At 48.2% G+C, this 26,395-nt stretch carries 22 protein-coding genes, 5 tRNA genes and 2 rRNA genes (1 of these 29 only partly in view); 25 read left to right on the top strand and 4 right to left on the bottom strand.

The genetic code is table 11. The features are described from left to right. The 16 genes from IZU99_10640 to IZU99_10565 all read left to right on the top strand — a co-directional run. A 23S ribosomal RNA gene (locus IZU99_10640) occupies positions 1–1,465 on the top strand; it begins 1,383 nt to the left of the window's first position. A 96-nt stretch (positions 1,466–1,561) separates the two neighbouring features. Further along, a tRNA-Lys gene (locus IZU99_10635) sits at positions 1,562–1,634 on the top strand. 52 nt (positions 1,635–1,686) lie between these two features. Beyond that, positions 1,687–1,758 (top strand) — tRNA-Glu (locus IZU99_10630). Between the two features lie 67 nt (positions 1,759–1,825). Further along, positions 1,826–1,942, top strand: a 5S ribosomal RNA gene (gene rrf / locus IZU99_10625). A 36-nt stretch (positions 1,943–1,978) separates the two neighbouring features. Continuing rightward, positions 1,979–2,054 (top strand) — tRNA-Asn (locus tag IZU99_10620). Between the two features lie 53 nt (positions 2,055–2,107). Beyond that, positions 2,108–2,181: transfer RNA gene (locus IZU99_10615), tRNA-Ile, on the top strand. A gap of 35 nt (positions 2,182–2,216) precedes the next feature. After that, positions 2,217–2,292, top strand: a tRNA-Trp gene (locus tag IZU99_10610). Positions 2,293–2,445: 153 nt separating this feature from the next. Then, positions 2,446–2,973: a hypothetical protein gene (locus IZU99_10605; GenBank protein UOO37674.1), complete on the top strand. Its 528-nt coding sequence runs from the start codon at positions 2,446–2,448 to the stop codon at positions 2,971–2,973. Then, positions 2,865–3,443 (top strand): hypothetical protein, encoded by a 579-nt coding sequence (locus IZU99_10600; GenBank protein ID UOO37673.1) that lies wholly within the window; start codon positions 2,865–2,867, stop codon positions 3,441–3,443. Before IZU99_10605 ends, IZU99_10600 begins: the two co-directional genes overlap by 109 nt. Positions 3,444–3,885: 442 nt before the next feature. Next, positions 3,886–4,098, top strand: coding sequence for a hypothetical protein (locus IZU99_10595; protein ID UOO37672.1), 213 nt, complete (start codon positions 3,886–3,888; stop codon positions 4,096–4,098). Beyond that, positions 4,091–5,029 (top strand): hypothetical protein, encoded by a 939-nt coding sequence (locus IZU99_10590; protein ID UOO37671.1) that lies wholly within the window; start codon positions 4,091–4,093, stop codon positions 5,027–5,029. The genes IZU99_10595 and IZU99_10590 overlap by 8 nt, the downstream gene beginning before the upstream one ends. Positions 5,030–5,047: 18 nt before the next feature. Continuing rightward, positions 5,048–5,872 carry a hypothetical protein gene (locus IZU99_10585; GenBank protein UOO37670.1) on the top strand — a complete coding sequence of 275 codons (825 nt, stop codon included), beginning with the start codon at positions 5,048–5,050 and terminating at the stop codon, positions 5,870–5,872. Positions 5,873–6,344: 472 nt separating this feature from the next. Beyond that, positions 6,345–7,490: a DNA cytosine methyltransferase gene (locus IZU99_10580; GenBank protein ID UOO37669.1), complete on the top strand. Its 1,146-nt coding sequence runs from the start codon at positions 6,345–6,347 to the stop codon at positions 7,488–7,490. A 36-nt stretch (positions 7,491–7,526) separates the two neighbouring features. After that, positions 7,527–9,047, top strand: a complete 1,521-nt coding sequence (locus IZU99_10575; protein UOO37668.1) for a hypothetical protein — start codon at positions 7,527–7,529, stop codon at positions 9,045–9,047. 351 nt (positions 9,048–9,398) lie between these two features. Further along, on the top strand, positions 9,399–10,013 hold the full coding sequence (locus IZU99_10570; protein UOO37667.1) for a hypothetical protein: 615 nt from the start codon (positions 9,399–9,401) through the stop codon (positions 10,011–10,013). 121 nt (positions 10,014–10,134) lie between these two features. Then, positions 10,135–10,608, top strand: a complete 474-nt coding sequence (locus tag IZU99_10565) for a hypothetical protein (GenBank protein ID UOO37666.1) — start codon at positions 10,135–10,137, stop codon at positions 10,606–10,608. 175 nt (positions 10,609–10,783) lie between these two features. Here IZU99_10565 and IZU99_10560 read toward each other — a convergent pair whose 3' ends face one another. From IZU99_10560 to IZU99_10545, 4 genes are all read right to left on the bottom strand, one after another. Further along, a complete protein-coding gene (locus tag IZU99_10560) occupies positions 10,784–11,326 on the bottom strand; it encodes a DUF2284 domain-containing protein (protein ID UOO37665.1) in 543 nt (180 codons plus the stop codon). 88 nt (positions 11,327–11,414) lie between these two features. Next, positions 11,415–12,932, bottom strand: a complete 1,518-nt coding sequence (locus IZU99_10555; GenBank protein UOO37664.1) for a DUF4445 domain-containing protein — start codon at positions 12,930–12,932, stop codon at positions 11,415–11,417. A gap of 25 nt (positions 12,933–12,957) precedes the next feature. Further along, positions 12,958–14,313 carry a tRNA (N6-isopentenyl adenosine(37)-C2)-methylthiotransferase MiaB gene (gene miaB / locus IZU99_10550; protein ID UOO38819.1) on the bottom strand — a complete coding sequence of 452 codons (1,356 nt, stop codon included), beginning with the start codon at positions 14,311–14,313 and terminating at the stop codon, positions 12,958–12,960. A gap of 264 nt (positions 14,314–14,577) precedes the next feature. Next, entirely contained in the window at positions 14,578–15,633 is a 1,056-nt protein-coding gene (locus tag IZU99_10545) for an IS30 family transposase (protein UOO37663.1), read from the bottom strand. Between the two features lie 183 nt (positions 15,634–15,816). On the opposite strand from IZU99_10545, the gene IZU99_10540 reads away from it, so the two are divergent. The 9 genes from IZU99_10540 (at position 15,817) to ileS (ending at position 26,361) form a co-directional block, all read left to right on the top strand. Next, entirely contained in the window at positions 15,817–16,881 is a 1,065-nt protein-coding gene (locus IZU99_10540) for an alanine racemase (GenBank protein UOO37662.1), read from the top strand. A gap of 53 nt (positions 16,882–16,934) precedes the next feature. Then, complete coding sequence (mutL, locus tag IZU99_10535) at positions 16,935–18,809, top strand: DNA mismatch repair endonuclease MutL (GenBank protein UOO37661.1); 1,875 nt, start codon at positions 16,935–16,937, stop codon at positions 18,807–18,809. A 10-nt stretch (positions 18,810–18,819) separates the two neighbouring features. Further along, complete coding sequence (miaA, locus tag IZU99_10530; protein UOO37660.1) at positions 18,820–19,755, top strand: tRNA (adenosine(37)-N6)-dimethylallyltransferase MiaA; 936 nt, start codon at positions 18,820–18,822, stop codon at positions 19,753–19,755. Between the two features lie 75 nt (positions 19,756–19,830). Continuing rightward, positions 19,831–20,073: an RNA chaperone Hfq gene (hfq, locus tag IZU99_10525; GenBank protein ID UOO37659.1), complete on the top strand. Its 243-nt coding sequence runs from the start codon at positions 19,831–19,833 to the stop codon at positions 20,071–20,073. Positions 20,074–20,175: 102 nt separating this feature from the next. Next, entirely contained in the window at positions 20,176–21,351 is a 1,176-nt protein-coding gene (locus tag IZU99_10520) for a hypothetical protein (GenBank protein UOO37658.1), read from the top strand. Continuing rightward, complete coding sequence (locus tag IZU99_10515; GenBank protein ID UOO37657.1) at positions 21,348–22,043, top strand: YggS family pyridoxal phosphate-dependent enzyme; 696 nt, start codon at positions 21,348–21,350, stop codon at positions 22,041–22,043. The genes IZU99_10520 and IZU99_10515 overlap by 4 nt, the downstream gene beginning before the upstream one ends. Before the next feature lie 90 nt (positions 22,044–22,133). Next, positions 22,134–22,601 (top strand): cell division protein SepF, encoded by a 468-nt coding sequence (locus IZU99_10510; protein UOO37656.1) that lies wholly within the window; start codon positions 22,134–22,136, stop codon positions 22,599–22,601. Between the two features lie 102 nt (positions 22,602–22,703). Continuing rightward, complete coding sequence (locus IZU99_10505; protein UOO37655.1) at positions 22,704–23,462, top strand: DivIVA domain-containing protein; 759 nt, start codon at positions 22,704–22,706, stop codon at positions 23,460–23,462. Positions 23,463–23,562: 100 nt separating this feature from the next. Further along, positions 23,563–26,361 (top strand): isoleucine--tRNA ligase, encoded by a 2,799-nt coding sequence (ileS, locus tag IZU99_10500; protein ID UOO37654.1) that lies wholly within the window; start codon positions 23,563–23,565, stop codon positions 26,359–26,361. Positions 26,362–26,395: the final 34 nt, after the last annotated feature.

Below are 26,395 nucleotides of genomic sequence, written 5' to 3'. Positions count from 1 at the left end.
AGGCGAGGCCGAGAGGCGTAGTCGATGCACATACGGTTGAAATTCCGTAACCACCGAAACTGTTAAGCACACTGACACATGGAGATAGCCGAACCCCGGCGTTGGTCGACCGGGGCGTAAGGGACCGAACATCAGTAGGGAAGTCGGCGATGCTCTGTGGCGAGAAAAGGTGTGTGTATTGGTGAGGTGCCCGTACCGCAAACCGACACAGGTAGATGAGGAGAGAATCCTAAGGCCAACGGGAGAAGGGTTGTCAAGGAACTCGGCAAGTTAACCCCGTAACTTCGGGATAAGGGGAGCCTCCGAAAGGAGGCCGCAGTGAAAAGGCCCAAGCGACTGTTTACCAAAAACACAGGTCTCTGCTAAATCGAAAGATGACGTATAGGGGCTGACGCCTGCCCGGTGCCGGAAGGTTAAGAGGAGATGTTAGGAGCAATCCGAAGCATTGAATTGAAGCCCCGGTAAACGGCGGCCGTAACTATAACGGTCCTAAGGTAGCGAAATTCCTTGTCAGGTAAGTTCTGACCCGCACGAATGGCGTAACGATTTGGGCACTGTCTCGACAGCCCGCCCGGCGAAATTGTAGTACTGGTGAAGATGCCAGTTACCCGCAACTAGACGGAAAGACCCCATGGAGCTTTACTGTAGCTTAATACTGGAGCTTGGCAATGCATGTATAGGATAGGTGGGAGCCTAAGAAGCCGGACCGTCAGGCCCGGTGGAGGCGACGTTGGAATACCACCCTTGTATTGCTGGGTTTCTAACCTGCGGCCATGAATCTGGTCGGGGGACACTGTTAGGTGGGCAGTTTGACTGGGGCGGTCGCCTCCCAAAAGGTAACGGAGGCGCTCAAAGGTTCGTTCAGCACGGACGGAAATCGTGCAGTGAGTGTAAACGCAAAAACGAGCCTAACTGCGAGACCGACGGGTCGAGCAGTAACGAAAGTTGGAGTTAGTGATCCGGCGGTATGTGCGTGGAAATGCCGTCGCTCAACGGATAAAAGCTACCCTGGGGATAACAGGCTGATCTCCCCCAAGCGTCCACAGCGACGGGGAGGTTTGGCACCTCGATGTCGGCTCGTCGCATCCTGGGGCTGTATTCGGTCCCAAGGGTTTGGCTGTTCGCCAATTAAAGCGGCACGCGAGCTGGGTTCAGAACGTCGTGAGACAGTTCGGTCCCTATCTGTTGCGGGCGAAGGAGAATTGAAGGGAGCTGTCCTTAGTACGAGAGGACCGGGATGGACATACCTCTGGTGCACCAGTTGTCGTGCCAACGGCATAGCTGGGTAGCTAAGTATGGACGAGATAAACGCTGAAAGCATCTAAGTGTGAAACTCTCCCTAAGATAAGTTCTCCCATCCTTTATGGAGTAAGGGTCGATGTAGACTACATCGTTGATAGGTCGGAGGTGTACGCACGGTAACGTGTTTAGCTGACCGATACTAATAACCCGAGGGCTTGACCTGGAAATGCAGGCAAACAAGCCTTGTGGGAACGTCACAAACAAATTCATTGTTCGGTTTTGAAGGTGCAGACGCGCGGTGCGAACCAATTGCAAGTATGCACCTTTAGCTCAGTTGGTAGAGCACCTGACTCTTAATCAGGGTGTCCAGGGTTCGAGTCCCTGAAGGTGTATTAACCCCGTTGGGGTGTGATACACTCCAGCGGGTAAAACAAACCCTCGCAAGGCCCGTTGGTCAAGCGGTCAAGACGGCGGCCTCTCACGCCGCAAACAGGAGTTCGATTCTCCTACGGGTCATTTCCCCTTAAAAGCCCTTGACATGGGCGTCATATTGTTGTAGTATTCGGTTTAGCCCGATTACATAGTTGGTGTTGATGACGGTGAGGGTCCACCCGTTCCCATTCCGAACACGGCAGTTAAGCTCACTCGTGCCGACAATACTTGGCCGGCGACGGCCCGGGAAAATAGGTAGATGCCAACACAAAAAGAGCCTGAAGTTTCTTCAGGCTCGCCATATTCCTCAATAGCTCAGTCGGTAGAGCATGCGGCTGTTAACCGCAGGGTCGTTGGTTCGAGTCCAACTTGGGGAGCCAGCTTGCGGTATTGCCGTCACGAATATCGTGACGGCAATGCTTATCATTCATGCGGGCCTTTAGCTCAGTTGGTTAGAGCAACCGGCTCATAACCGGTCGGTCCTGGGTTCGAGTCCCCGAAGGCCCATTTTTTAGCGAATCGTCATGGTATACATAGCGTTTAGGGGTATAGCTCAGCTGGTAGAGCAGCGGTCTCCAAAACCGCGTGCCGAGGGTTCAAATCCTTCTGCCCCTGCCATAAGGAATTCCCATGAGATAAGGCTTTGATTGTTTCAGGCAATCAGAGTCTTTTTCTCTTTTTATGAGTTATTGGGTTTATTTTGGGTTGATTATGAAGTAAATAGCCTCAAATAGCGGTGAAATAAATATCGAAAATGAAAGGGTGGCAAAAATGATTAAAATGAAAAACTACGAAGAGCTATCAACAAACTCCTACCGGCTGACTGTTTATTATGGGTACAAACCTAATGGGCAGCAAAATCGCCACAGAAGGACATTTAAGTGGTCTAAAGAAAAGCTAACCGATAATCAAAAAGAAAAAGAAGCCAGAGCTAACTACCAAGAGTTTAAAAGAGAGGTCGAAAACGGGACATATTTAGATAAAGGGAATATGACGTTTGAGCGGTTTACTCAAATATGGCTTGCAGATTACGCAGAGAAAAAACTAGCGTTAAAAACCGTTGAACGGTATAAGTCATTACTTTATCGAATCAATAATGAATTAGGTGACTTAAAGCTTTGTAGAATAGAACCCATACATATTATTAAACTTATGGTATTAATTCTTGGGGAAAGGATAATGTTGTTTATGTGGAATCACCGGCTCCGATTTCCACATCTACCTCTGCAACTGAAACCCATACTGAAGTTGAACCCAAACCTGAACCTGATGACACCACTATCGGCTCTGACGAAGTAGCGGTATCAACCCCTGCTGTGCAAGCTGAAATTTCGGACTTTGATAAAGCAGTTGCTGAAAATCCTGAAGCTGTTATATTGAGTGATGGTTTTCTAGGACCCGGGATTTTGTGGAACGTTGAAATACTAGAAACTTCAAATGATATAGCTCAGGTGACAGCTTTTGTGGAGCGGCATCATCCTAATGCTGTATCGCTGATTGAGTTTGGCAATGAGTCTGGTTATGTCACAATATATGTGAAATGCAGGATTACTCTGATTCAATCACAGACAGGTTTGTCGTATAAATTCGACCCTGATACTTTTGTATTCTTTGATTCCAATTATGATAAATTAGATTCAACGGTGATAGCTGACAATGGTTTCGATGAAAAAATACATATAGGTGATTACGCTACTGGCGGCTTTGTAGTCCAAATACAAACAGATAAAATCCCGAGAATTTTTCTTGGAGATAAAGTGTTTAAGTAGATAGATCATAGCTGATAGTTGTGTAAATTAGATTCTGCCTAATAAAGAGCGCTCTCAGAAATGGTCTAAGGCGGCTTGAAGGTGTTGGGGTAACTGTATAGGGTACAAAGAGAAACGGCGCTCACAGGGGCGGGGAAACGGCGCGAACTGCTATGTATGCCCGTATGTACAATTCGATTAAGCCTAGCGTAAAGGCAAAACATTATGGTCAATATAACACAAATAACACTTTATAACTTATAAAAGTCTTGAAATTACTAGGTTTCAGGGCTTTTTGTTACTATTATTAATAAACAGTAATTTACAGGTATTCACATCCGCGCTATTTAATGTTATTATAAATTTTAAAAGTATATAAACAATAATTTCAGTTATTTAGCCTACTACAAGCTTAACAATAACACACAGTTCATTATAAGAAAAAAGTAAATGGAGGTTTAACATGAACGAGCACATTCTAATTTCGAAAGCAAAGCGTTACGATGTATCAAAAGCCAAAACCGAACCGGCTTCATGCACATTTTCTTATAGAGGGGGCTATTGGACTGATAATATGTCAGGTATTCCAATGATGTTAATGGATGACCCAAGGAGGCCTAAGCCTGAGACCAAAAAATTTGATGTTGAAACAGGTGAGGACCAAAAAGGTGAATAACATATGTCACTTAATAATATCAAACACAATTGATTTTTCCACTGATTTAGTTTGCCTCAAACTTAAAAAGCTTGGAGAAAGTTACTTAAGAATTAATAGAGATAAATTTTCAGAATGCAAAATTACTTATAAACTAAGTGAAAATGCAATATTCATAACTATGTGTGATGAAAATTTTGTAATTAGAGAGAGTGAACTAAAATCCATATTTTTCAGAGCACCTGTTTTTTTAAGAAGCGGGAAAACTTATACAGTTTCGGAACAATTGTATCGAAGTCAGTGGAGTGCTTTTATTAGAAATTTGATTGTCTTTGAAAAAAGTAAATGGTTAAATAATCCGGTTGACACTTATAAGGCCGAAAACAAAATGTATCAGCTTAAATTGGCAAGTGACATAGGTTTTCTTGTTCCCGAGACTTTATTAAGTAATAGCGCAAATGAAAGTGTAGTTGATACTAATGAGTACATAATGAAAGCATTAGATACAGCTTTGTTTCATGATGGAAACATGGAACTCTTTACTTATTCAACCATTGTAACTGGGTTAGAGTTGAAGCAATCAGACTTATCTAGTGCTCCTGTTATAATACAGGAATACCTAAAAGAAAAAATAGACATAAGGGTAACTGTAATTGGAGAGAAACTATTTCCGGTTAAGATAACGAAAAACGGTTGTGGGATAGCCGGAGATTGGCGAAAAACATCAAAAGAAGCGTTGAATTATACACCGTTTGAGTTGCCAAAGGAAATATCATCAAAATTAATTAGCTTAATGAAAAGGTTAAACTTACTCTTTGGTGGAATAGATTTGATTTTTTGCAATGATGAATACTATTTTGTTGAAGTTAACCCCACTGGGGAATGGGGCTGGTTAAAGTTTGCGACCAAAATTGACCTTGAAGATGAAATTGTTAATTGCATGTTGACTTAACAATTTAAAGGAGCTTCTATGGAAAAATTCTTAAAATCACTCTTTTTTGCATTATTCCCTTTTGCTGAATCATTCTTTAAAAACAAAAAAGTCGGCGTATTAATTGATAATTTAGAAAATAAGGATTTTGAGCAGAACAAAAACTTTATGGAATTAAAAACAGAATACGAAATTTCATACAAGAGGAAAGACAAGTTCGAAGACAAGGCTAAAAGTAATATTATTTCAGTTACAATTGCGATAACACTTATTATGGGTTCGCTAACGATTATCAAAGAATTCATGAAATCTTATAACTTTTCTTGTTTCAATATCATAGCAATAGGATTGTTTGTATTTGCGGTAATCTATATGATAAGTGCAGGTTTAAGCGCATTTTCGTCATTGATGGATAAAAACATCGTTTACCTCTCCAGATTAAATGAATCAGACCTAGAGGAAATTGAGCAGGCAGTGACTGGCAATAATTATTATAACACTATTCGTAATAATCTGGTGACTACATCATATAGGTGTATTCGAAATGCTTTAATATGTATGTTTTTTGTGATGTTAATACTAATTGCAAGCCAATTTGAATTCACAAAAAACGACAAAATTGTTGCGCTCCCCCAAACGAATACGGGAGTTTATTATTCTTCTGAAGTAATTAATAACGACTGGTTTTTTGAGATGAAACCAAAAATTGAAAGCTTCATACAAAACAGTATAATTGTAATTGAACTGGATACTGGAATCGAGACCGGGGTAATCGATTTGGATAATGAGCTGTTCATCAAACTTGTTAAAAATGTTGACAATTCAATACATGTCATACTTATCGAGCAATTCAAAAGTGAATAACTTGTCCCGTTTACAGTAAGTGTATTGTAGAGATAAATTATATTATTGTAGTTCAAGGCAATATAACATAAATAACGCTTGTGACTTAAAATAACCAGTTTTGTAATGCTCCAAAACCATAAGCCAGGGACCGGATCCTATTTGCTACAGTTAAAAGTCTTGAAACTACGAGGATTCAGGGCTTTTTGCTATACAGGGGTTGAAATCCATGGATTGGGGTTTAATTTTTTAGATTCATTCTCTTTGCGTATGCAGGAGAGTGTCTTTATTGCTTATTGCGACAGTAATTGACGGATATCAACAACTGAACTACTTAATGTTATTAGAAACTATTGTTGCCGTTTCTGCCATAGCATGATATACTTTTGCTGTATATGTAAGTTTGTATTATCTATATCTTGCGGCGCGAATAGAAGCGACATGGGCTATATAGTATGCCTACTGACATTTTTTGAGGGGAGTGACCAACAGGATGGATAAACTGTACGCAATCTCGCTTTTTTCTGGTGCTGGTGGCTTTGACCTCGGAATTGAAGCGGCGGGATTCACAACAAGGCTATGCACTGACATTGATTTGCACAGTTGCCAAACACTTGAGCTTAATCGTGACACACTGAAAATGGGTAATGGACCGCATTTTCTCGCTGAGGCAAAAGTCGTTCAAAAAAATATAAAGGAATATACATCAGAACAAATGCTTGCTGATGCTGGATTAAAAACAGGCGAAGTTGCTCTCGTATATGGTGGCGCTCCTTGCCAGTCTTTCTCTGTTTTTGGGCAGCGTAAAGGTATGGAAGACCCCCGTGGAACACTTCTATGGGATTACCTCCGAGTTATCCGCGAAATTGAGCCTACCTGTTTCATTTTTGAAAATGTGGCCGGGCTGTTAACCATTGATGACGGAAAAGTATTTAAGCAGTTTTTAGACGAATTATCAAAAGATGCTGACGGAAATATCGTATATAAAACATCGCATTATCTTCTGGATACTGCATCGTTTGGTGTGCCACAATATCGATCAAGAGTGATTATATTTGGGACGAAAGGCAAGGAAATCTCCTGCCCTGTTAAAACTCATGCCATAAGCACAGAGAAAGAAGGCGTACTTTTGCCTGCTGTTACGGTAGAAGATGCAATTGGAGACTTGCCAGAACCATCAAAAATTAAATTGCCTAATCACAGCGGCAGAGTACATGGAGAAAATATAATACAGCGGTATACCGCGCTTAAATTCGGTGAACGCGATTCAAAAACGAGAATAAATAGACTTAATCCGAAAAAACCGAGTTTTACTATTGTTGTGGGTTCAGATAAAGGCGGCGGAAAGGGCCATGTTCATCCATATTCTCCACGAGAAGTTACGCCGCGTGAATCTGCAAGGCTGCAATCCTTTCCGGATTATTGGGAGTTTACGGGTACAAGTCGTCATCCGATAAGACAAGTCGGAAACGCTGTTCCCCCAATTTTTGCTGCCGTAATCGGGTCCCATTTGCTCAAAGAGGCGTTCAATGTTACGGATACTCCCGACTATGAAGAAATAATTGAACGTTTAGGGTTGGAATATTTAAAAAACGCATCAAAGGAGCTTAAAGGCAAAGAGTTTTCAAAGGCTGTATAGCCTTACAAAAAGTAAACGAACGGCGGTGATTTCTCAATGGGGTTACTCACCGAACCCATACTCAAAAAATTTTTTGTCAATAAAATTGAGAGTTCCCGCCCCGAATGGGGAGATTATCTTCTTGAAGTTGCAGACATATTTTCAACTTTCGATGGTGAGGACTTAGACCGAGAACTTCTCGCTGAAAGGTTTTCTGTTATTAGCGGCAGATCGCCTTACGCTTTGCGTGATGTGTCAAACTTCCGCGACGAGTTTGGGGCATACGGTACTTACTTAGGCGTATTTCGTATTGAGCGAATCAACAATAGCTGGAAGATATTTTTATCTAATGCTGCGAAACATTTTCTTTGTTCAACAGAACCGGATGTAGAAAGCTTTTGTCGCGCCCAATTGTCGCTGTTCCAATATCCAAACGGGGCGGGAGCTGTTCAAAATCATAGTGGGTCTGTACGTATGCAAGCCAACGCTCAAGCTGACACTGTGCGCGAGATTACAAATGGTATACGAGTAAATCCATTGCGACTATTATGCAGGGTTGTAGTTGCGTTCCATGAAATCGCTAATATTGCGTTGTCAGACATTCATATTTCATATCAGCATATCTTTATGTTAATGAATGATGATAGAATAAACACGGCATTTTCACCTGATAAGAATACCCTTGTTGATGTTTTGAATGAATATGTAAGCAGCACCCCACCAGATTGGGCAATTGCTCGAAATTATTTGACAAACTTCAAGCGCAACTTTCATATCCTTGAACGAACAGGTTTGTTTTCTCGAGATAGAAGTGGACTAATTGTCCGCACTGATAATCTTCAAAGGGTTTATTCGTATATCTCGGCAATTAGCGAAATGACCACAAACTTTAATGGTTTTGATGATTGCTATGGCAGCCCCAATATTGCCGACAGGGTTAATGCGGTGGTATCAAGTCCCGCATGGGGCGTGTATTTCGATGCACTAACACTCCCAATGCAAATACTGACTGCGTTGTCTGATGATATAGATGATGCTGAGATTATTCAGACTGAGATGCCTATTGGCACAATGCCGCCCCCGTTACAGGATTTTCCCGCTATGCGGAGTTTTCAATCGAACCAACCTCGCGCTTTTGTGGCAAGCGGAAACACAGTTGATCCTTTTGAAACAATAATTCGAAGAGAAAAAGCAAATCGTGAGCACGCTCGTATTCTGAATTTGCTCGCCGCATCTTTAAGGCTGCGGTATGCTGACGTTTTTGAAAATACGTTTATTGACCTCATGGCAACCGCTGACGATCAGACATTTATTTTTGAAGTTAAGTCTAACAACACCAGAAATGTCCTTAGCCAAATCCGCAAGGCGATTGCCCAGCTTTACGAATATCGCTACCGGATCGAATTGCCGCAAGCAATTTTATGTACTGTTCTTCAACAAAAACCTTCACAAGAATGGGTAATAGATTATCTCCTAAACGACCGCGAAATACTCGTTTGTTGGTTGGTCGATGACGTTCGGTTGGAGTGCCCACCCCAATGTCACACATTATTATCGCAAATAGGGATACTGGAATAGGCACAACGGATACCTTGGAGGTTTTCGCTGTGCCTATAAATTTATAAGCGGATTGTTAACTGACATGGTGATTTATTATTTCGGATGTCTCTTGTAAAGATTCTCGAAGCTGCTGTATATCTCAAATCATAGCAAAGATAATAAACTCATAGTTGTATACTACTCAGGCTTTTAAACAGCGCCCTCAGAATCGGCTGTGAACCGGCTTGGATGCTTTATTGGTATAGGTTAGGGTATAAGGCGAAAAAACGTTGACACAAGGGCGAGAAACGGCTCGATTTGCGATGTAAGTTCCGTTTGTGCTATAATATAGGTGTAAAAAGTATTGTAGTATAGGGGGTTAGAGCGAACTTGAAAGTTCCGTTTCGTTATCAGGCAACGAGATATGATTGTGTACCAACGACATTTATTAACGCTTTGCAGTACCTATTTAAGCGAAACGAAATCCCGCCGGTGGTTATCCAAAAGATAATGCTATATGCACTTGACACTGTGAACAAAAATGGGGAAAGTGGCAAGCGTGGAACATCGGGACTAGCTATACAGCTAATTATGCAATACTTGGAAACATTCCGAGGTGATAAGTTTGCGTTTAAACGATGCGAGTATCTTTCTGAAGATCAAATACACCTTAGGAAAGGCAACAAAATTATATCGTGTATAAACAGGGGCGGCGTAGCTTTACTGCGAGTGAGTGCAGGCAAGCGAACAACCGCCCTTTTTCATTATATGCTCGTTTTAGGCGTAGACAGACAAGATAGCGAATGGCTGTTATTGTTTGACCCGTTTTACAGAAGCACCCCCTTTAGCGGCGAAGAAGCAAAGTATCTGCAATGGCTCGGTAGCGAAAATGAAAAAGGCGCAAACTTGAAAATAAAGCGGGAAAGATTAGATTCTTATAAATATGAAAAATATAGTATGGCGCATTTAGACGAGCGTGAATGTTGCCTACTTGAACGTATATAAAGGCTCAGACCTCATGAACGTGCCTGCTTAGCCTACAGAGTTGCATGGATAAAAATATTATGGAAATCTTAAAGTTGAACTTAGTTCAGGAAAGTCCGAGGTAATTCCAAATATTCCAAAAATGGAAGCGATCAATTCTGAATTAAGCAATTATGTAAAGCAATGTACAAAAGTAACCGTTGAAGAATTATATTCAAATCCTAAAAGATATAATGGGATGGATGTTGCTGTTACAGCCTGGAATGCTTATTATGGTTTAATAGAACCCGTAAAATCTGAAAGCTATTACCAGCTATATCTAATTAACGATAGGTCGCGCTTCTTAGGTAATAATAAACTTTCTTCAGCGGTTGATGCGGAGAAATACCCTTCAATATTTGTATATGTTTATTATTCAGATTATATTGAGCCATATCATACACCATATGTTGATGCAATTATATATAATAAATATATCGATGAAGTTATTAATTCGCGCGAGAATAAAATAACGGTCTATGGTAAATTTACATATAATCCAGCTTATGATGAAGGTGGATATGTTGCTGATCCCAAACCATATCAAATTGAAGTATATGAATACCAACTTCAATAATGCGCGCTTTGAAACAATTAAAACGTAAGCAGAAAATAATCGTGTTTCTGTTACTATTCCTTCAAAACAATCCTTCTGCCCCTGCCAAAAGACACGCCATCAATTGATGGCGTGTCTTTTTTTTGTTGGGGGTATATCGATGCTTCCAGGTTCGGTTTCAAACAAAGAATCCGTGTTACTCAAGCAGGACGCAGCCGGTATAGGCGACATGGTCTGACCCGTAATTGTATGCCAAGTCATTCGCTTTGCAAACCTTGCTGACGAAGAGACCGCAGGCTTCCATGGAGTAGATGAGCTTATCTGGAAACCGGCACGGCTCACCGTCTAAATACGCGCATGTTTTGCATCGGGTGCATGTACCGGCACCCAAAGCGAGAAGGTTCGGAAAATCTTCAGACAGATTATCGCAGAACGTTAAAAGGTTCGCTGCCTGATCCTTTCCTGTTTGCTCCATCGTTTTCCAATCAAAGGTGCTGTTGAGCTTCTTAACGGTTTGCACGAGCAGACCCTTGGAGTACTTCGTCACCTTGTCGCGCATTTCTTCCAGTGTCCCGATCGCCGGTGGGCAAGCCCAAGATTTGTTATAGCTGCGGCAGCGGTCAGAAGCGCACATATCACGAACTTGCGGCATAAATTCAAGCGTTGCAACGTCCAGCGGGCCCGCGTTCGTAAAGCCGGAATCAAGCGCTCGTTTAATTAAATCATCATAATCAAGCATATGACAATCAGCCTTTCTTCGGCGCGTTTGAATAGTAACCCCTTCTGCGCGCGCCGGTTTGGCAAAAGGGGGAAGCCTTGCCGAGAGCTTAGAAAGTCATTTGTTCAATAAACTGGAGCGTAAAATACTTGCTTGTTGACAGCTCAACGACCTCGATATTCTCGTACAGCTTTTGAAGGCGTTCTCTTGCTTCCGCCGAGCATAAGGCAACGGCAGCGCCTTCGCCCGCCATATTCCCCATCGTTTTGGCGTAAGGAAGGAACTCCTTCGGGAACAGGCCGATCGTTGCGGCGCTGACCTGATCGAGAAAACTGCCAAAGCCCCCGGCGATGAGAAATGAATTAATATCCTTGGCCGTGACACCGGCTGCGTTTAACAGCGTTTGAATACCGCCCGCAATGGCAGCCTTTGCCAGCTGGAGCTTTCGAATATCGTTGCGCGTCATGTAGACATCATTTTCACGCGAGAGCCAGAAAACAGGCTTGCCGTCAATTTCGCCGATTAGCTCGGAAATGGGGCCTTCAATCTTATCCGCGAAGAGCAGACGACCGCTTGAATCAACAGCGCCCGTGTGGACGAGGACGGCCAAGGCGTCCATCAGGCCGGAGCCGCAAAGGCCGAGAGGTGCGGCGTCTCCAATGACGGACAGTTCAAGCTTATTATCGACCCATTTCAAGTGACTGATGGCACCGTCGATAGCCGCCATGCCTTTGGTAATTTCAGCACCTTCAAAAGCCGGACCGGCTGCCGTCGCACAGCAGTAATATTTGTCGCCAACCTTCAAAACGATTTCTCCGTTTGTTCCGATGTCCATATAGACACAAGGGCCGGGGATATCTTCGATATTTGCCGCGATCATACCGGCCGTAATGTCGCCGCCGACGTAAGCGTAGACACACGGGGCATAGTAGACGATCGCGTCGTCAGCAACGGGAAAATCCTTGCCAGCGGGGCGCTCGTCACCAAAAAGGGAAAGAGGATGAAACGGGATCATGGCCATCTCAATCGGGGAAAGATCGTCCGCCAGGTGCTGCATGATGGTGTTTCCTGCAATCGATATGTAATGAATATCCTTTAATTCGGCACCGATTTTACCGCAAGCCTCTTGCATCAAATCAGCAAGCTGTTCACGGATAACACGTGTTAAAGTTTCGTGGCCGTTTTTGATACAGAACTGAATACGGCTGATGACGTCGGCACCGTATGTCCGCTGTGCGTTGACGCCGCTAGCCGTCGCCAACCGCGCGCAATTTGCAAGGTCAGTTAAATGCACAACGACGGTTGTCGTTCCGATATCGATCGCAACGCCGAGTCGGCCGGAGTGCGAAACAGCCTTTGCTTTGGAATCGGAGCCGGCGATTTTCATTTTCATCTCGTCCGGGATGTAAACATCCATATCCCCGTGAATAAACGTCTGACAGGCGCGCACCTTTTCGCCGCCCGGTTCAAGCTGGACGAGGCATTTGCCGCATTTACCTTTGCCGCCGCAAGGCGCTTCAAGATAGACGTCCGACGCGATAATGCGCTCATACAGAGATTCGCCCTCGATGGCTTGTGCGGTGGCGATAAGTTCACCAGACTGGTAGATTTTGACGATAGGGGGCATCGAGCAGGACTCCTTTGTCTTTATTTTAAATAAGCTCTCCAAAAAGCGCCCACGTATTGCAATGAATAATTGCCGCATTTTGAAATGAGCCAATTTTCGATTGATCGCCGGAGAGATGGACAAGGCGGCCGCCGTTTGTCCTGCCGGTCAGCGGATAGAGAACATCTTCCGCCTCGCCGTCCACGAGAACGCGCAGCGTCTTGCCGACGTATTCGCGATGCTTTTCTTCAGATATCGCGTTCTGGCGGGACAATAAGTCGTCAAAACGGCGCTGTTTTTCCTGCTTTGGCACATCGTCGGGCATGCGCCCGGCAGGCGTCCCCTCGCGTTTTGAATACAGAAATGTAAATAAAGCATCAAAGCGTGCTTTTTCGATGACATCCAGCGTTTCAAGAAAATCGTCATACGTTTCGCCGGGGAAACCGACGATGATATCACTTGTTAAAACAATATCCGGCATATATTGCCGGGCTTTTTCAACCAGATGAAGATACTGCTCTTTTGTATAGCCTCTATTCATCGCGGCTAGAATTCTGTTACTGCCGGCTTGAAAAGGCAAATGGAGATGGCGTGCCACTTTTGGGCTGATTGCCATCGCTTCGAAAAGACGGTCGGAGGCGTCTTTCGGATGACTTGTCATAAAACGAATTAAAAAGTCACCGTCAAGCGCGTTAATCCGGCGCAAAAGCTCAGAAAAATCGATTTTCTCAGACAAACCCCGGCCATAGGAATTAACGTTTTGCCCAAGCAGTGTGAGGTCCTTATAGCCGTCTTTTATAAGCGCGCGTGCTTCCGATAAAATATCGTCCGGGTGGCGGCTCCGCTCACGGCCGCGGACATATGGGACGATACAGTAGGAACAGAAATTGTTACAGCCATACATGATGGACAGCCAGGCTTTGACGCGCCCGTCCCGCAGGACGGGCAGCCCCTCCGCGATGGCATCCGGTGCGTCATCAATCGAAAACACGCGGCCGCGCGCCAAAAGGACCTGTTCTAATAGCTCCGGAAAGCGCCATAGTGCCTGGGGCCCGAAAACGAGGTCGACATGCCGATAGGAGCGCCGAATTTTATCAGCCACGTGCTGCTGCTGCACCATGCAGCCGCAAAGGGCTATAATCTGCTCTGGTTTCTCTTTTTTCGTGTGCACGAGCGCGCCGACGTTGCCGAAAACACGCATTTCCGCGTGCTCACGGACGGCGCAGGTGTTGATGACGATAACATCCGCTTCACGTTCGTTTTGCGTTAAGCGATAACCCATACAATCGAGCATGCCGCGCAGGCGCTGGCTGTCCGATTCGTTCTGTTGGCAGCCGTATGTGTCAACAAAAGCAAGCGGCTGGACGGAGCGGGCGCTGTTCCTGTCGCCGAGCCGCCGCATAATGTCATTTTGACGCGCGATTTCAGTGGGGGGGATTTCCTGTCGTTGAGCGTTCACGCATGCCTCCGTGTTAGTGGTTCGGATGGCCGCGAAAAGAGCCTTCCTTCAAATTATTTTATCATTTAGACATAGAATTTACAATGTAAATAATGTACATAAATTGCAAGTGCAAATTGAACACCCCGAGGCAAAATCGTTCCCATCAATTAACCTTGGACACAGATGGTGCCGCAGGCGCTGTCTGTGCCAAGGTTGTCGCAGCCGTCAGGCTGCGTATTCGGAATCAAGAAAGGCTTCAAATAGTTCCTCTGGCGTGTGGTATCCGAGCTTCTTCCGGGGTCGCCCATTTAACTCATCAGCAGCGGACAGGATGTCCTCGTCTGTATACTGCTCAATAGATGTTCCCTTTGGAACGAAGGTCCGGAACAGTCCATTATGCCTTTCGTTCTGAGGACGTTCCCAAGAGCTGTATGGGTGGGCAAAGTAGATCTGGGAACCCCAAGCCTCGACTTCTGCAAAGTCGGCGAACTCGCTGCCGTTGTCTACGGTAATCGTCTTAAAAATCTGTGAAAAACGTTCCCCGTACTCAGCGCGTAGGCTTTTCATGGCAGACATCACCGCATCACTGGTCTTTCCGGGAATACGAATGGCGATGTAGTGCTCGGTCTTCTTCTCCAGCAGAGAGAGTACAACTGCCTCTTTCCCAGCTCGTTTTCCAACCACGGTGTCGCCCTCCCAGTGGCCGCCTTCTATACGAAGGGAAGCGATCTCAGGACGGGCGGAAATGCTTGTGCCGTAGTGCTTTTTGTTTTCCCTGCCCCTGGCCTTTCGGGTGCTGCGTTTTAAGGCTTCCGGCAGTTCGGTCGGCGTGATGGGAAGCAAGCCTGCCCAGACCATGTTGTACAGAGTGCGGGTACAAACCATCTGATCTTCACTGTACAAACGCTGTCGCTTCGCATATCCGCAGCAGGAATCCAGCGACCACTTGTGTTCCCGGATCTGCTTGACTACCCAGTCAATGAAAGTCTTGCAGGAGCCTGCTTTGAGGGGCTTGACACAAGCCCTTCGATTAGCCTTGTAGATGGCCTCGCCGAGTTTCGGAGAATAGCCAGGTGCTTGGCCCCTGTTGCTCTTCCGTGTCGGTGTACCTCGCCTTAACTCGTATGAGATGGTGGACGGTGAACAGCCAATGTTTCGGGCGATGCCGCGTACGCCAAGTCCCTGCTTCAAGAGGGCTTTGACAGCACCACGATCTTCCAAGCTCAAGTGTTGCCCTTTCTTGCGTTCTGCGCTGACTGTGATAGAATCATTGTTATCCATAGTGATTGTATCCTTTCGGTGGCAGATGTTGTGTAGGAACTACATTTTACCACGAAGAATAATCACTATGGATTTTTCTGTTCAAGTGTTCAATTTCATTTTACAATCAACCTGTAAATAATGTATAATCAGACAATAACAACAGAAGCTGTCGTATGCGCGGAAAGGGTTAGAGGGTCAGCCATGAAATATCTGGTTATTGACAGGCGCGTCGTCCGAAATAATCTCAAGGTCGTTAAGGAACGCTCGGAAGATGCGGAAATCTATGCGGACCTGAGTGCCAATGCCTGTGGCATGGGGCTTTTGGAAATTGCAAAGCTCCTGCGTGATGAGGGCATTCGCTCATATGCCGTCTCCGACCCGAAGGACGCCGCCTTTCTCCGCAGCAACGGGTTTCAACAGGAAAAAATCATGATGCTTCGTTCAACAGCGGACCCCGACGAGCTGGGGGAATTGCTGGAGGCAAACGTTATCTGTACCGTTGGCTCTTATGACGCGGCCGTTGCCCTTAACGGCATCGCAGAAGCGCGGAAAACAGTTGCCGATGTGCTCATAAAGGTCGATACCGGTCTTGGCCGCTACGGCTTTCTGCCGGGAGAAACAGATAAAATGGCGGCGATTTTTAAATATATGTCGAACCTTGCCGTTATCGGCATGTTTACATCATACGCGGCGTCCTGGAGCAACAAGAAACTGACGATGCAGCAATTCAACAGCTTTAACGCCGTCCTCGATAAAATCACGGAAATGGGCTTTGAACCGGGTGCCGCGCATGCATGTGACTCGGCAGCCCTTTTCCGCTATAATTATGGGCGGATGGATGCCGTTCGTATCGACACGGCGCTTTCCGGCAGGATGCCGGGCAAAAACGCCCCGGGGATCAGCCGCGTCGGTTATATCGAAGCAGGAATCGAAGAAATCGGCTGGTTTCCGAAAGGCCACCGCATCGGCGCGGAGCACAGCATCGTGACGAAAAAGCCGACGAAGATCGCCATATTGTCCGTCGGGTATTATCACGGCTTCGGCGTTGACCGCCACATGAGCCTCGGTATCCTGAGCTTTTTCCTCAGGCACCGGTATAACAAGCTGTTTGTCAAAATAGGCGGGCAGCGCGCCAAAGTGCTCGGCAACGTTGGCCTTCTGCACACGATTCTTGATGTGACGAACATTGACTGCGCCGTCGGAGACCCCGTTTACCTTGATGTTGACCCAGTCAACGTGAAGGGGCTTCCGATTTTATATTTATAGGTACAAGACCGCGTGTGAGCGCTGGACTTGTTCGGGAGAAGGAATGGTGATCTTTGGCCAGAATTCTGCAGCTTGACGCGCATGTTGCCGACTTGATTGCCGCCGGTGAGGTGGTTGAACGGCCGGCGTCTGTCGTCAAGGAGCTCATGGAAAATGCAATTGACGCCGGGGCAACAAGTGTAACGGTCGAAATTAAAAACGGCGGCATGACGTATATCCGCGTGACGGATAACGGCTGCGGCATTGCCTCGGACGATGCCCAGACAGCATTTTTGCGTCATGCCACCAGTAAGCTGCGCGACGAACGAGGCCTTGAAGCTATTACAACGCTTGGATTCCGCGGCGAGGCGCTGGCCGCCATAGCCGCCGTGTCAAGAATCGAGCTGCTCACGCGGGAAGCGGGCGCGCCGGAGGGAACCGGCCTCGTCATTGAGGGCGGCACCGTGACAGAAAAGACGGCCGCCGGTTGCCCGGACGGAACAACGATGATCGTACGAGACTTGTTTTTTAATACGCCCGCGCGACAGAAATTTATGAAAACCGATAGGGCAGAGGGGGCCGCGGTCTCTGCGCAAATCATCTGCTGCGCCCTGTCGCATCCGGAGGTCTCCGTCCGCTATCTCAAGGACGGGAAGGAAGAGTGCCACACACCCGGCGACGGACAGATATCGTCCTGCGTGTACAGCATTTTCGGCCGCGACTTTGCCGGCAGCCTGCTCGAAGCAACGACGAGCGACGGAGACATTTCCGTCAGTGGCTTTGTATCGTCGCCTTCCGCCGCGCGCGGGAACAGAAGCTATCAGTTCTTTTTCGTCAATGGACGCCACGTGAAGTCAAAAACGCTGCAGGCTGCTTTAGAACAAGCTTATAAAAACACGCTTTTCACCGGGCGGTTCCCGGCTTGCGTCTTATACGTCACACTGCGGCCGTCCTGTGTGGACGTCAACGTTCATCCGACAAAAACAGAAGTGAAATTCCTGAACGATCATCAGGCGTTCGACGGTGTTTATTACGCCGCGCGCTCATCGCTGGAAGGCGAAACACAACGCCCGCTCATCACGCTATCGCCTGGAACATCGAAGGTACTTTCTTCGGAAAGTCAGCCGACAGCCCCCAATACATACAGCAACGTGACAAACGGGGGACGACTGCCCGACAGCAGCCCACCGCCACAAATAACAGACCGGCACGGGCGACTGCCAGGCGGCTTTAAAAGCCGGGTGCCGTCCGCAACGGAGCGACCGCTTTACGCATCGGTTCGCGATGAGACAAGAGTAGCATATCAATCTTTAAAAACACCTGGCGATAGCGCCGCTATCGCCGTTGAAGCAGTGACCGTGCCGATTGCCGAAATGCCGACACAGCGGGAACACCGCATCGTCGGCGAAGCGCTTGACACCTACATTATTGCCGAGCAGGCGGGGACGCTTTGGCTCATTGACAAGCACGCCGCCCATGAACGGATTCATTTTGACAGATTAAAGGATCAAAAACAAGTGACGATGTCACAATTGCTTATGACGCCCGTTATTTGCCAACTCGGGCGTGAAGATATGGCACTCGTGCAGGAAAATATCACGCTTTTTGAGCAGCTTGGTTTTCAAATCGACGCCTTTGGCGATGGGTCGGTGGCAATCCGTCAAATACCAGCCGACATATTAATTGACGGCGCCGAAGCGGTGCTTGAAGAGCTTTGTACCATCCTGCGCCGAAGCGGCGCTCTAAGCGGCGAAGCACGGCGGGACGCCCTCCTGCAGTCAATTGCCTGCAAGGCGGCAATCAAGGCCGGGCGTGCGTCGGAGCCGATGGAGATTGAAACGCTTGTAAAAAGGGTTCTCTCCGGTGACGTGCGTTATTGCCCGCATGGGCGGCCGGTGGCTGTCGAACTGACAAAAACGGCGCTGGACAAATATTTCAAACGAACGTAGAGGAGCAGCCATGAGCCAGAAGATCGCCGTCATCGCGGGGCCGACGGCAACAGGGAAGACAGCGCTCGGGATTACCCTCGCAAAGCGGCTGGGCGGTGAAGTCATCTCCGCCGACGCAATGCAGGTCTATCGCGCTATGAATATCGGCACCGCCAAGACGACAGTGGCGGAACAACAGGGCATTCGCCACCATATGCTTGACGTGGCGTCTCCCTTTGAAAGCTATTCCGTGGCTCGCTATGTCCAAGAGGCGTCCGCCTGCGCCGACGATATTTTAAGCCGCGGTAGGCTGCCGATTGTTGTTGGCGGAACAGGCCTTTATATCGAGGCGCTGATTGCCGGGAACGAGTTCTCCCCTGTCGGGGACGCCGCACTGCGCCAACGCCTTTCCGACCGTTATGACGGGTCCGGGGGCGAGGCACTTTTAGAGGAACTGGCGCGCGTTGACCCGCAGGCTGGGGCACGACTTCACGCTAATGACAAAAAGCGCATCATCCGCGCCCTCGAAATATTTGAGCTGACAGGGAAACCAATGTCTGAGCACGACAGCCAGACGAAAAAGCGCCCGCCGCGTTATGACGCGTGCCGCATTGTGCTCTCTTATGGCAACAGGGCCGAGTTATACGAGGCCATCAACCGGCGCGTCGACAACATGATGGCAGACGGGCTGCTTGGCGAGGTCAGGCAACTTCTGGACGCCGGACTCACACTTGCGCATACGGCGATGCAGGCCATTGGTTATAAAGAGCTCGCGCGGGCGATAACGACAAATCAGGATATCCAAGTGGCTGTCGACGAGATTAAACGAGAAACACGGCGATATGCCAAAAGGCAGCTGTCGTGGTTTCGCCGCGAGCCCGGTGCGCACTGGATTTTATGGGAGAAAGAGCCCGATTTTGATACCGGCCTGCAGCTTTCGACAAAGTATTTGGAGACGAACGGATAGAATAAAGCCGTCTAAAAATGAACAGACGGCGCCGCTTCAGATAAAGAAGACGCCGTCAAAGAAAGGACGGCAAATATGGCAAAAATTCAGAATTTACAGGACATTTTTCTCAATCAGGCGCGATGCAGCAAACAACAGGTAACGGTTTTTCTCGTCAACGGATTTCAGCTGCGCGGAAACGTGACGGGGTTTGACAGTTTTACCGTCGTGCTTGACACGGAGGGAAAGCAGCAACTCATTTACAAGCACGCAATTTCGACGATCATTCCGTCCAGAGCGGTCAATCTGATGGCCGAAAATGACGCAGGCGGTGTGTAATACGCCGGAAGTCCGGCATGAAAAATAAAGCGTCAAAAAGCGTCGCATTTAGAAAGACACAACAACAGAAAGTGTCCGGCGGGTTAAGGGGATGTTTGCACCATGCAGCGCACCGATTTTTTAATGAAAGTAATGACAGGCATCTTGTTTATCGCGATTGCCGCGTATATTGGGCTTTACATATTTAATGCGGTGGACAAGCCTTTAAAAACGGTTGTTGCCGTCCGTTCAACGCTTGACGAGAGCGGCCGTGCCGAAGGGTATGTTGTGCGTTCCGAGACCGTCGTCACCGGTGGCGGGAGCGCGACGCTGTTAGTCTCCGAAGGGGAAAAAGTGGCGTCGGGAGAGACGCTCGCCGTCAGCTATCAAGGGACGGCGGCGCTCAAGCGGGCCAGCGAAATCCGCGCGCTTCAGATTGACATCAAAGAAGCTGAAGCGCCCGCCTCCACGACGGGCGGTGCCGGTGAGGCTGTTTTAGAATTATCTCGCGCCGTTATTTCAGGAAACCTTGAAAATTTAGGTGAATTAACGGCAGGAATCCATAAGCAGGTCTTCACAGGATCCGTTCAGCAGGGTGCCGACCTTGATACGATGAAAGCACAACTGGCGCAGCTGCTTTCCGAAAACGCCGGGACGCAAACCGTAACGGCGCCGATGGGCGGCATTTTTACAGCTGTTGTCGACGGGTTTGAGGGCACGACGCCGGATGACCTTGATAATTTAAGACCGTCATCGCTCAAGGCGCTGTTTTCGACGCCGGGGGGCACGGGAAATGAAGTACTCGGTAAGCTGATGACGGACATCAAATGGTATTACGCCGCCGTTATGGATGACGATGATGTGCAACGGTTAACGGACAAGCTAAAAGAAAAGAAGACTTTTTCGGTGCGCTTTGTCGACACCTACAGTGCGTCACTGAATATGGCAGTTGAAAGCGTCGGCCCCAGTGAAAACGGCCAGTGCGTCGTCGTCTTTTCATCAAAACAGGAAATCCCCGATATTGCAGCCGTTCGGGCGCTGACGGCACAGATCGAATTCGACAGCGTTTCCGGCCTTGCCGTCCCGAAGGAAGCCGTTAAAACCGATTCGGACGGTAAGCCTTATATTTATCTGCTGACGGGGCTGCAGGCCGAACAGGTTTTTGTGGATATACAGGCTGAAAAAGGCAATAACTACATCGTCCGCGACGGCTCGGAAAACAATACGGTTCTGCGCGAAGGCTCTGTCATTATCGTTAAGGCGAAAGATCTGGCTGACGGCAAGGTGGTGTTATCATGACAATAGCAGACCGCGTGAAAGCCGTCCGTGACCAAATCGGCGATGCAGCACTTCGCTCCGGCCGTCGGCCCGAAGACATTACGCTCGTTGCCGCCGCCAAAATGAACACGGCGGAAAAGGTGCGCGCGGCAATTGAGGCTGGGGTGGACGCCGTCGGCGAAAACCGCGTGCAGGAGATGCTGCAAAAAAACGACGAGGGCGCGTATCGCGGCGTACCGCTGCATTTTATTGGCCATCTGCAGACAAATAAGGTGCGCCAGGTTGTCGGCGTGTGCCGGATGATCGAGTCGGTCGATTCCGAAGAGCTCCTCGCCCTCATCGGGAAAAAGGCGCAGTCTCTGAACATGACGCAGGACATCCTGATCGAAGTCAATATCGGCAGGGAGCTCAGTAAATCCGGTGTTTTGCCGGAGCGGCTCGATGATATATTGGCTGCCGCGTCCAAAACGCCGGGAATTTCCGTCAGGGGGTTAATGGCCGTTCCGCCTATTTATGGAAATTTCAGCGGTAGTGACCATTATTTCGAAGAAATGTACAAGCTTTTTGTTGACATAAGAGTAAAAAAATATGATAATATCTCTATGCATTATCTGTCAATGGGCATGAGCGACACTTTTACCGCGGCGATACATGCCGGGGCAAATATGGTGCGTGTTGGGTCCGCGATATTTGGAGAGCGATTTTATCCGTAATAAGCTGTCAACCAATAGAGCCAACGCAGACGCAAATGAATAAGGCAGGGGCGGCCCCGGACGAACCGGCGCCTTAAGGAGGTACCTTCCATGGGATTTTTAAATGAGCTGAAAAAGCTGACACGGCCGTACGATGACGACGACGATGAATTTGAGGATTTTAAGCCGCACGCGGCTGAGGAAATCCCCATTACGCCGAGGACGCCGACACAGGCCAGAAGCTCTTACGGTGGCTTTGAGGAGCGGCGCGACAGCAACAAGGTCGTCAATATTCACGCTACAGCGCAGCTGCAGGTTGTATTAGTCAAGCCGGAGCGGTTTGAAAACGCTGCCGAGGTCGCCGACCATCTCCGAGAGAAGCGTACGGTTGTCTTGAATCTGGAGCAAACGAACAAGGATATTGCCAGGCGGCTCATCGATTTTCTCAGCGGCGTGGCCTACGCGCAGGAGGGGAAAATTAAAAAGGTTGCCGTTAACACATACATCATCACACCATATAACGTCGATCTTTTAGGTGACCTCATCGACGAGCTTGAAAATAACGGGCTTTATTTCTGACCGTTAAGCCGGGCTATAGCCTGAATACTCAAACAGAGAATATAAAAACTAAAACGAGATGCTGATAAAAAGGCACGGATTTTGGGAAAGGATTGTGGGAACATGCTGACACCGCAGGAAATCTCCGGTAAAGAGTTTGTCAAAGCCGTTTTCGGCGGTTACGACATGTCGGTCGTTGACGATTTTCTTGAAACGCTGACAGCCGATTACACGGCGCTGTATAAAGAAAATGCCATTTTAAAGAGTAAGATAAAAGTCCTCGTTGAAAAGGTTGAGGAATACCGGACAACGGACGACGCCATGCGTATGGCGCTATTAACAGCGCAGAAGCTCGGTGACGAAATTACCACCGATGCGAAAAAGAAGAGCGATGATATGATACGCCAGACGGAGAACGACATCAGAGATCGACTCCTTGAAATGAAAAGCAAGTATGCCGACGAAGATGCCAGATTGTTATCCGTTAAAGATGAAACGAAAAAGTATATTCAGGCCTCACAGGAAATTCTCAAGCAGCACGCAGCTTTTCTTTCGCGCATTGAGGAGTTGAGCACGGGGAAGAGCAGCTCGGCAGCTTATGAGCCCAATGACGAACCGGTCTGCAGTCCGGCAGCAGAGGACGAGCCATCTGAAAGCGACATTTCAACGACGGCTCGGCAGATTGACAGCGCACTATCAAATCTGACGGAGACCGACACAGCAGCCGATCCCTTCGCCCCTATGTTTAAAGACGGAGAGACGGCAAAGCTTTTCCGCCCGAAACATGAAAACGACCCGCCGGAAGACGACGAGCCAACCTCGCCGCGGCCAAAATTTGATTTTAACGATCTGAAATTCGGCTCTAATTACGCGGGAGAATAAACGAAACCCACATCTGATTTTTAACGGGCCGGCTTATCAGGCGGCCCGTTTGGCCGCATTTTAGCGGAAAATGTTACGACAGCTAGAGGAGATAGAAGTCATGCCAGTCGACTATAACGCCACGATCAATCTGCCGAAAACGGATTTCCCCATGCGCGCCGGCCTGCCGAAGCGTGAACCGGAAATGCTGGCCGGTTTTTATAATAAAGACGTTTACGGGAACCTGATGGCGCGCAATGCAGGAAAGCCGCTTTTTATCCTGCATGACGGCCCACCGTTTTCAAACGGCGATATTCATCTTGGCCACGTGCTTAACAAGTGCCTGAAGGATTTCATCGTGCGCTATAAAAACATGACGGGCTTTCAAGCGCCTTACGTCCCGGGGTGGGATAACCACGGCATGCCAATTGAAAGCGCCATCATCAAAAAGAGTAAACTCGACAGAAAAACGATGTCGGTGCCGGAGTTCCGAGATGCCTGCCACGCGTTTGCCGACAACTTTGTTAACCGCCAGCGCGAGCAATTTAAGCGGCTGGGTGTTATTGGCGACTGGGACAGGCCGTACCTTACGATGGATCCGAAATTCGAGGCCAAAGAGGTGCGCGTTTTCGGGAAGATGTATGAGAAGGGCTATATTTATAAAGGCCTCAAGCCGGTCTATTGGTGCCCGCACGACGAGACGGCGCTGGCCGAAGCCGAAATAGAGTACAGCGACGACCCGTGCACGGCTATTTTCGTTAAATTCAAGCTTAAAGACGACAAAGGCGTGTTGAAAGACGTCTGTGACCCGGCTAAAACCTTTTTTCTCATCTGGACGACGACGACATGGACGCTTCCGGGTAACCTGGCTATCAGCCTTGGCCCGGATTTCGAGTATGCCATTGTCAAAGCCGGGGACGAATGCTTTATTGTTGCCGCCGACCTGGCCGACGCCGTCATGAAAAAGGGCGGTATTACCGACTATACTGTTTTAAAGAAAATGCCCGGTCGCGCGTTCGAGCTTGCCGTTGCCCAGCACCCGTTCTACGATAGGCAGTCGCTCATCATCGTCGGTAACCATGTGACAATCGATACCGGCACGGGATGTGTCCATACGGCTCCGGGCTTCGGCGTCGACGACTTTAATGTCTGTAAAAACTACCCGCAGATACCCTTCGTTGCGCCCGTCAACGGCCACGGCGTTATGACGGAGGAGGCGCTGCAATACCAAGGGCTCCATTATTCTAAGGCCAATGACGTGATTTTTGAGGATCTCCGAAAGAGCGGTGCGCTCTTTGCTGTTGAAAAAATCGTCCACGCCTATCCGCACTGCTGGCGGTGCAAAAATCCGATTATTTTTAGGGCAACCGAGCAGTGGTTTGCTTCTGTTGACGCCATGAAGGAGACGGCTGTAAAAGCATGTGAGGAGATCAAGTGGATTCCCGAATGGGGCAAAGAACGCATGATCGCCATGATCCGTGAGCGGAGCGATTGGTGTATTTCACGCCAGCGCCACTGGGGATTGCCGATTCCCGTTTTCTATTGCGAGGACTGCAAAAAACCGGTTTGCACGCCGGAGACGATTGACGCTGTTGCAAACTTGTTCGGCGATAAAGGCTCCAACACGTGGTACGAGCTGGAGGCGGGCGACATTCTGCCGGAAGGCTTTGTCTGCCCGCATTGCGGCGGCCGTCATTTTACAAAAGAAACCGATACGCTTGACGGATGGTTTGATTCCGGCTCCACTCATTCCGCCGTGCTGGATGAATTTCCGGGCCTCCGTTCCCCTGCCGACGTCTATCTGGAGGGCGGCGACCAGTACCGCGGCTGGTTCCAATCGTCCATGCTGACGAGCATTGCGGAAAAAGGCGTTGCCCCGTACCGCCAGATTATCACAAACGGCTGGACAGTCGACGGTGAGGGCAAGGCCATGCACAAATCACTCGGGAACGCCGTCTCACCGGACGAGATCATCAAGGATTATGGCGCGGATATTCTGCGGCTGTGGGTCGCCTCTACCGATTACAGGGTTGATGTGCGCATATCAAAGGAGATCGTCAAGCAGCTGTCGGACATCTATCTGAAAATCAGAAACACGGCGCGTTATATTTTAGGAAACCTAAACGGGTTTGATCCCGACATGGCCATCGAGTTTAACGATCTGGCCGAGCTGGATAAATGGGCGGTTGTCCGCTTCAACCGGCTTGTCGAGCGCGTCCGAGCCGCTTACGATCGGTATGAATACCATACGATATATCATGGCATTCACAATTTCTGTGCTGTGGAGATGTCAAGCTTCTATCTTGACGTGATTAAAGACAGGCTCTACTGCGACGGAACGGATAGCGACTCGCGCAAAAGCGCACAGTCGGCTATTTATCTGATTCTAGACGGGCTTGTGCGTCTGATTGCCCCGATTTTGGCCTTCACGGCTGAGGAAATCTGGGCGGCAATGCCGCACGGCAAAAATACCGATACAGAAAGCGTCCTCTATAACGACATGCCCGCGTATAACCCTGCCTACAATTTCAGCATGGATCAGGAAACCGTGTGGGAAACGCTTTTAGCCCTGCGTACCGATGTCAACAAGGCGCTCGAGCTTGCGCGCGCAGACAAAATTGTCGGCAAGCCGCTCGACGCCGAAATCACGCTTTATCTTGACGACGTTGGCAAGAAGGCGTTCAAGCTGATTGAGGACAAAAACCTCAAAGAGCTCTTCATTGTTTCCAAGGTCACTGTAGCTGACGGCAGCGGCCAGGGCTACAGCGCACAGGAGTTTAAAGGTGCTGTGATTGCCGTTGGGGCAAGCAGCGCGGCAAAATGCGCCCGTTGCTGGACACATGACGACGCACTCGGCAATAACGCATTACACCCGGAGCTTTGCCCGAGATGCGCAGAAGTTGTATCGTCAATCGGCTGAACAATCGGGCTGCCCTTATTTGGGCGGCCCGTTT

The sequence above is a fragment of the Oscillospiraceae bacterium CM genome (genome assembly GCA_022870705.1).
In the GTDB taxonomy this organism is placed as follows: domain Bacteria; phylum Bacillota; class Clostridia; order Oscillospirales; family Oscillospiraceae; genus Sporobacter.
This window is presented reverse-complemented; position numbering and strand designations above follow the sequence as displayed.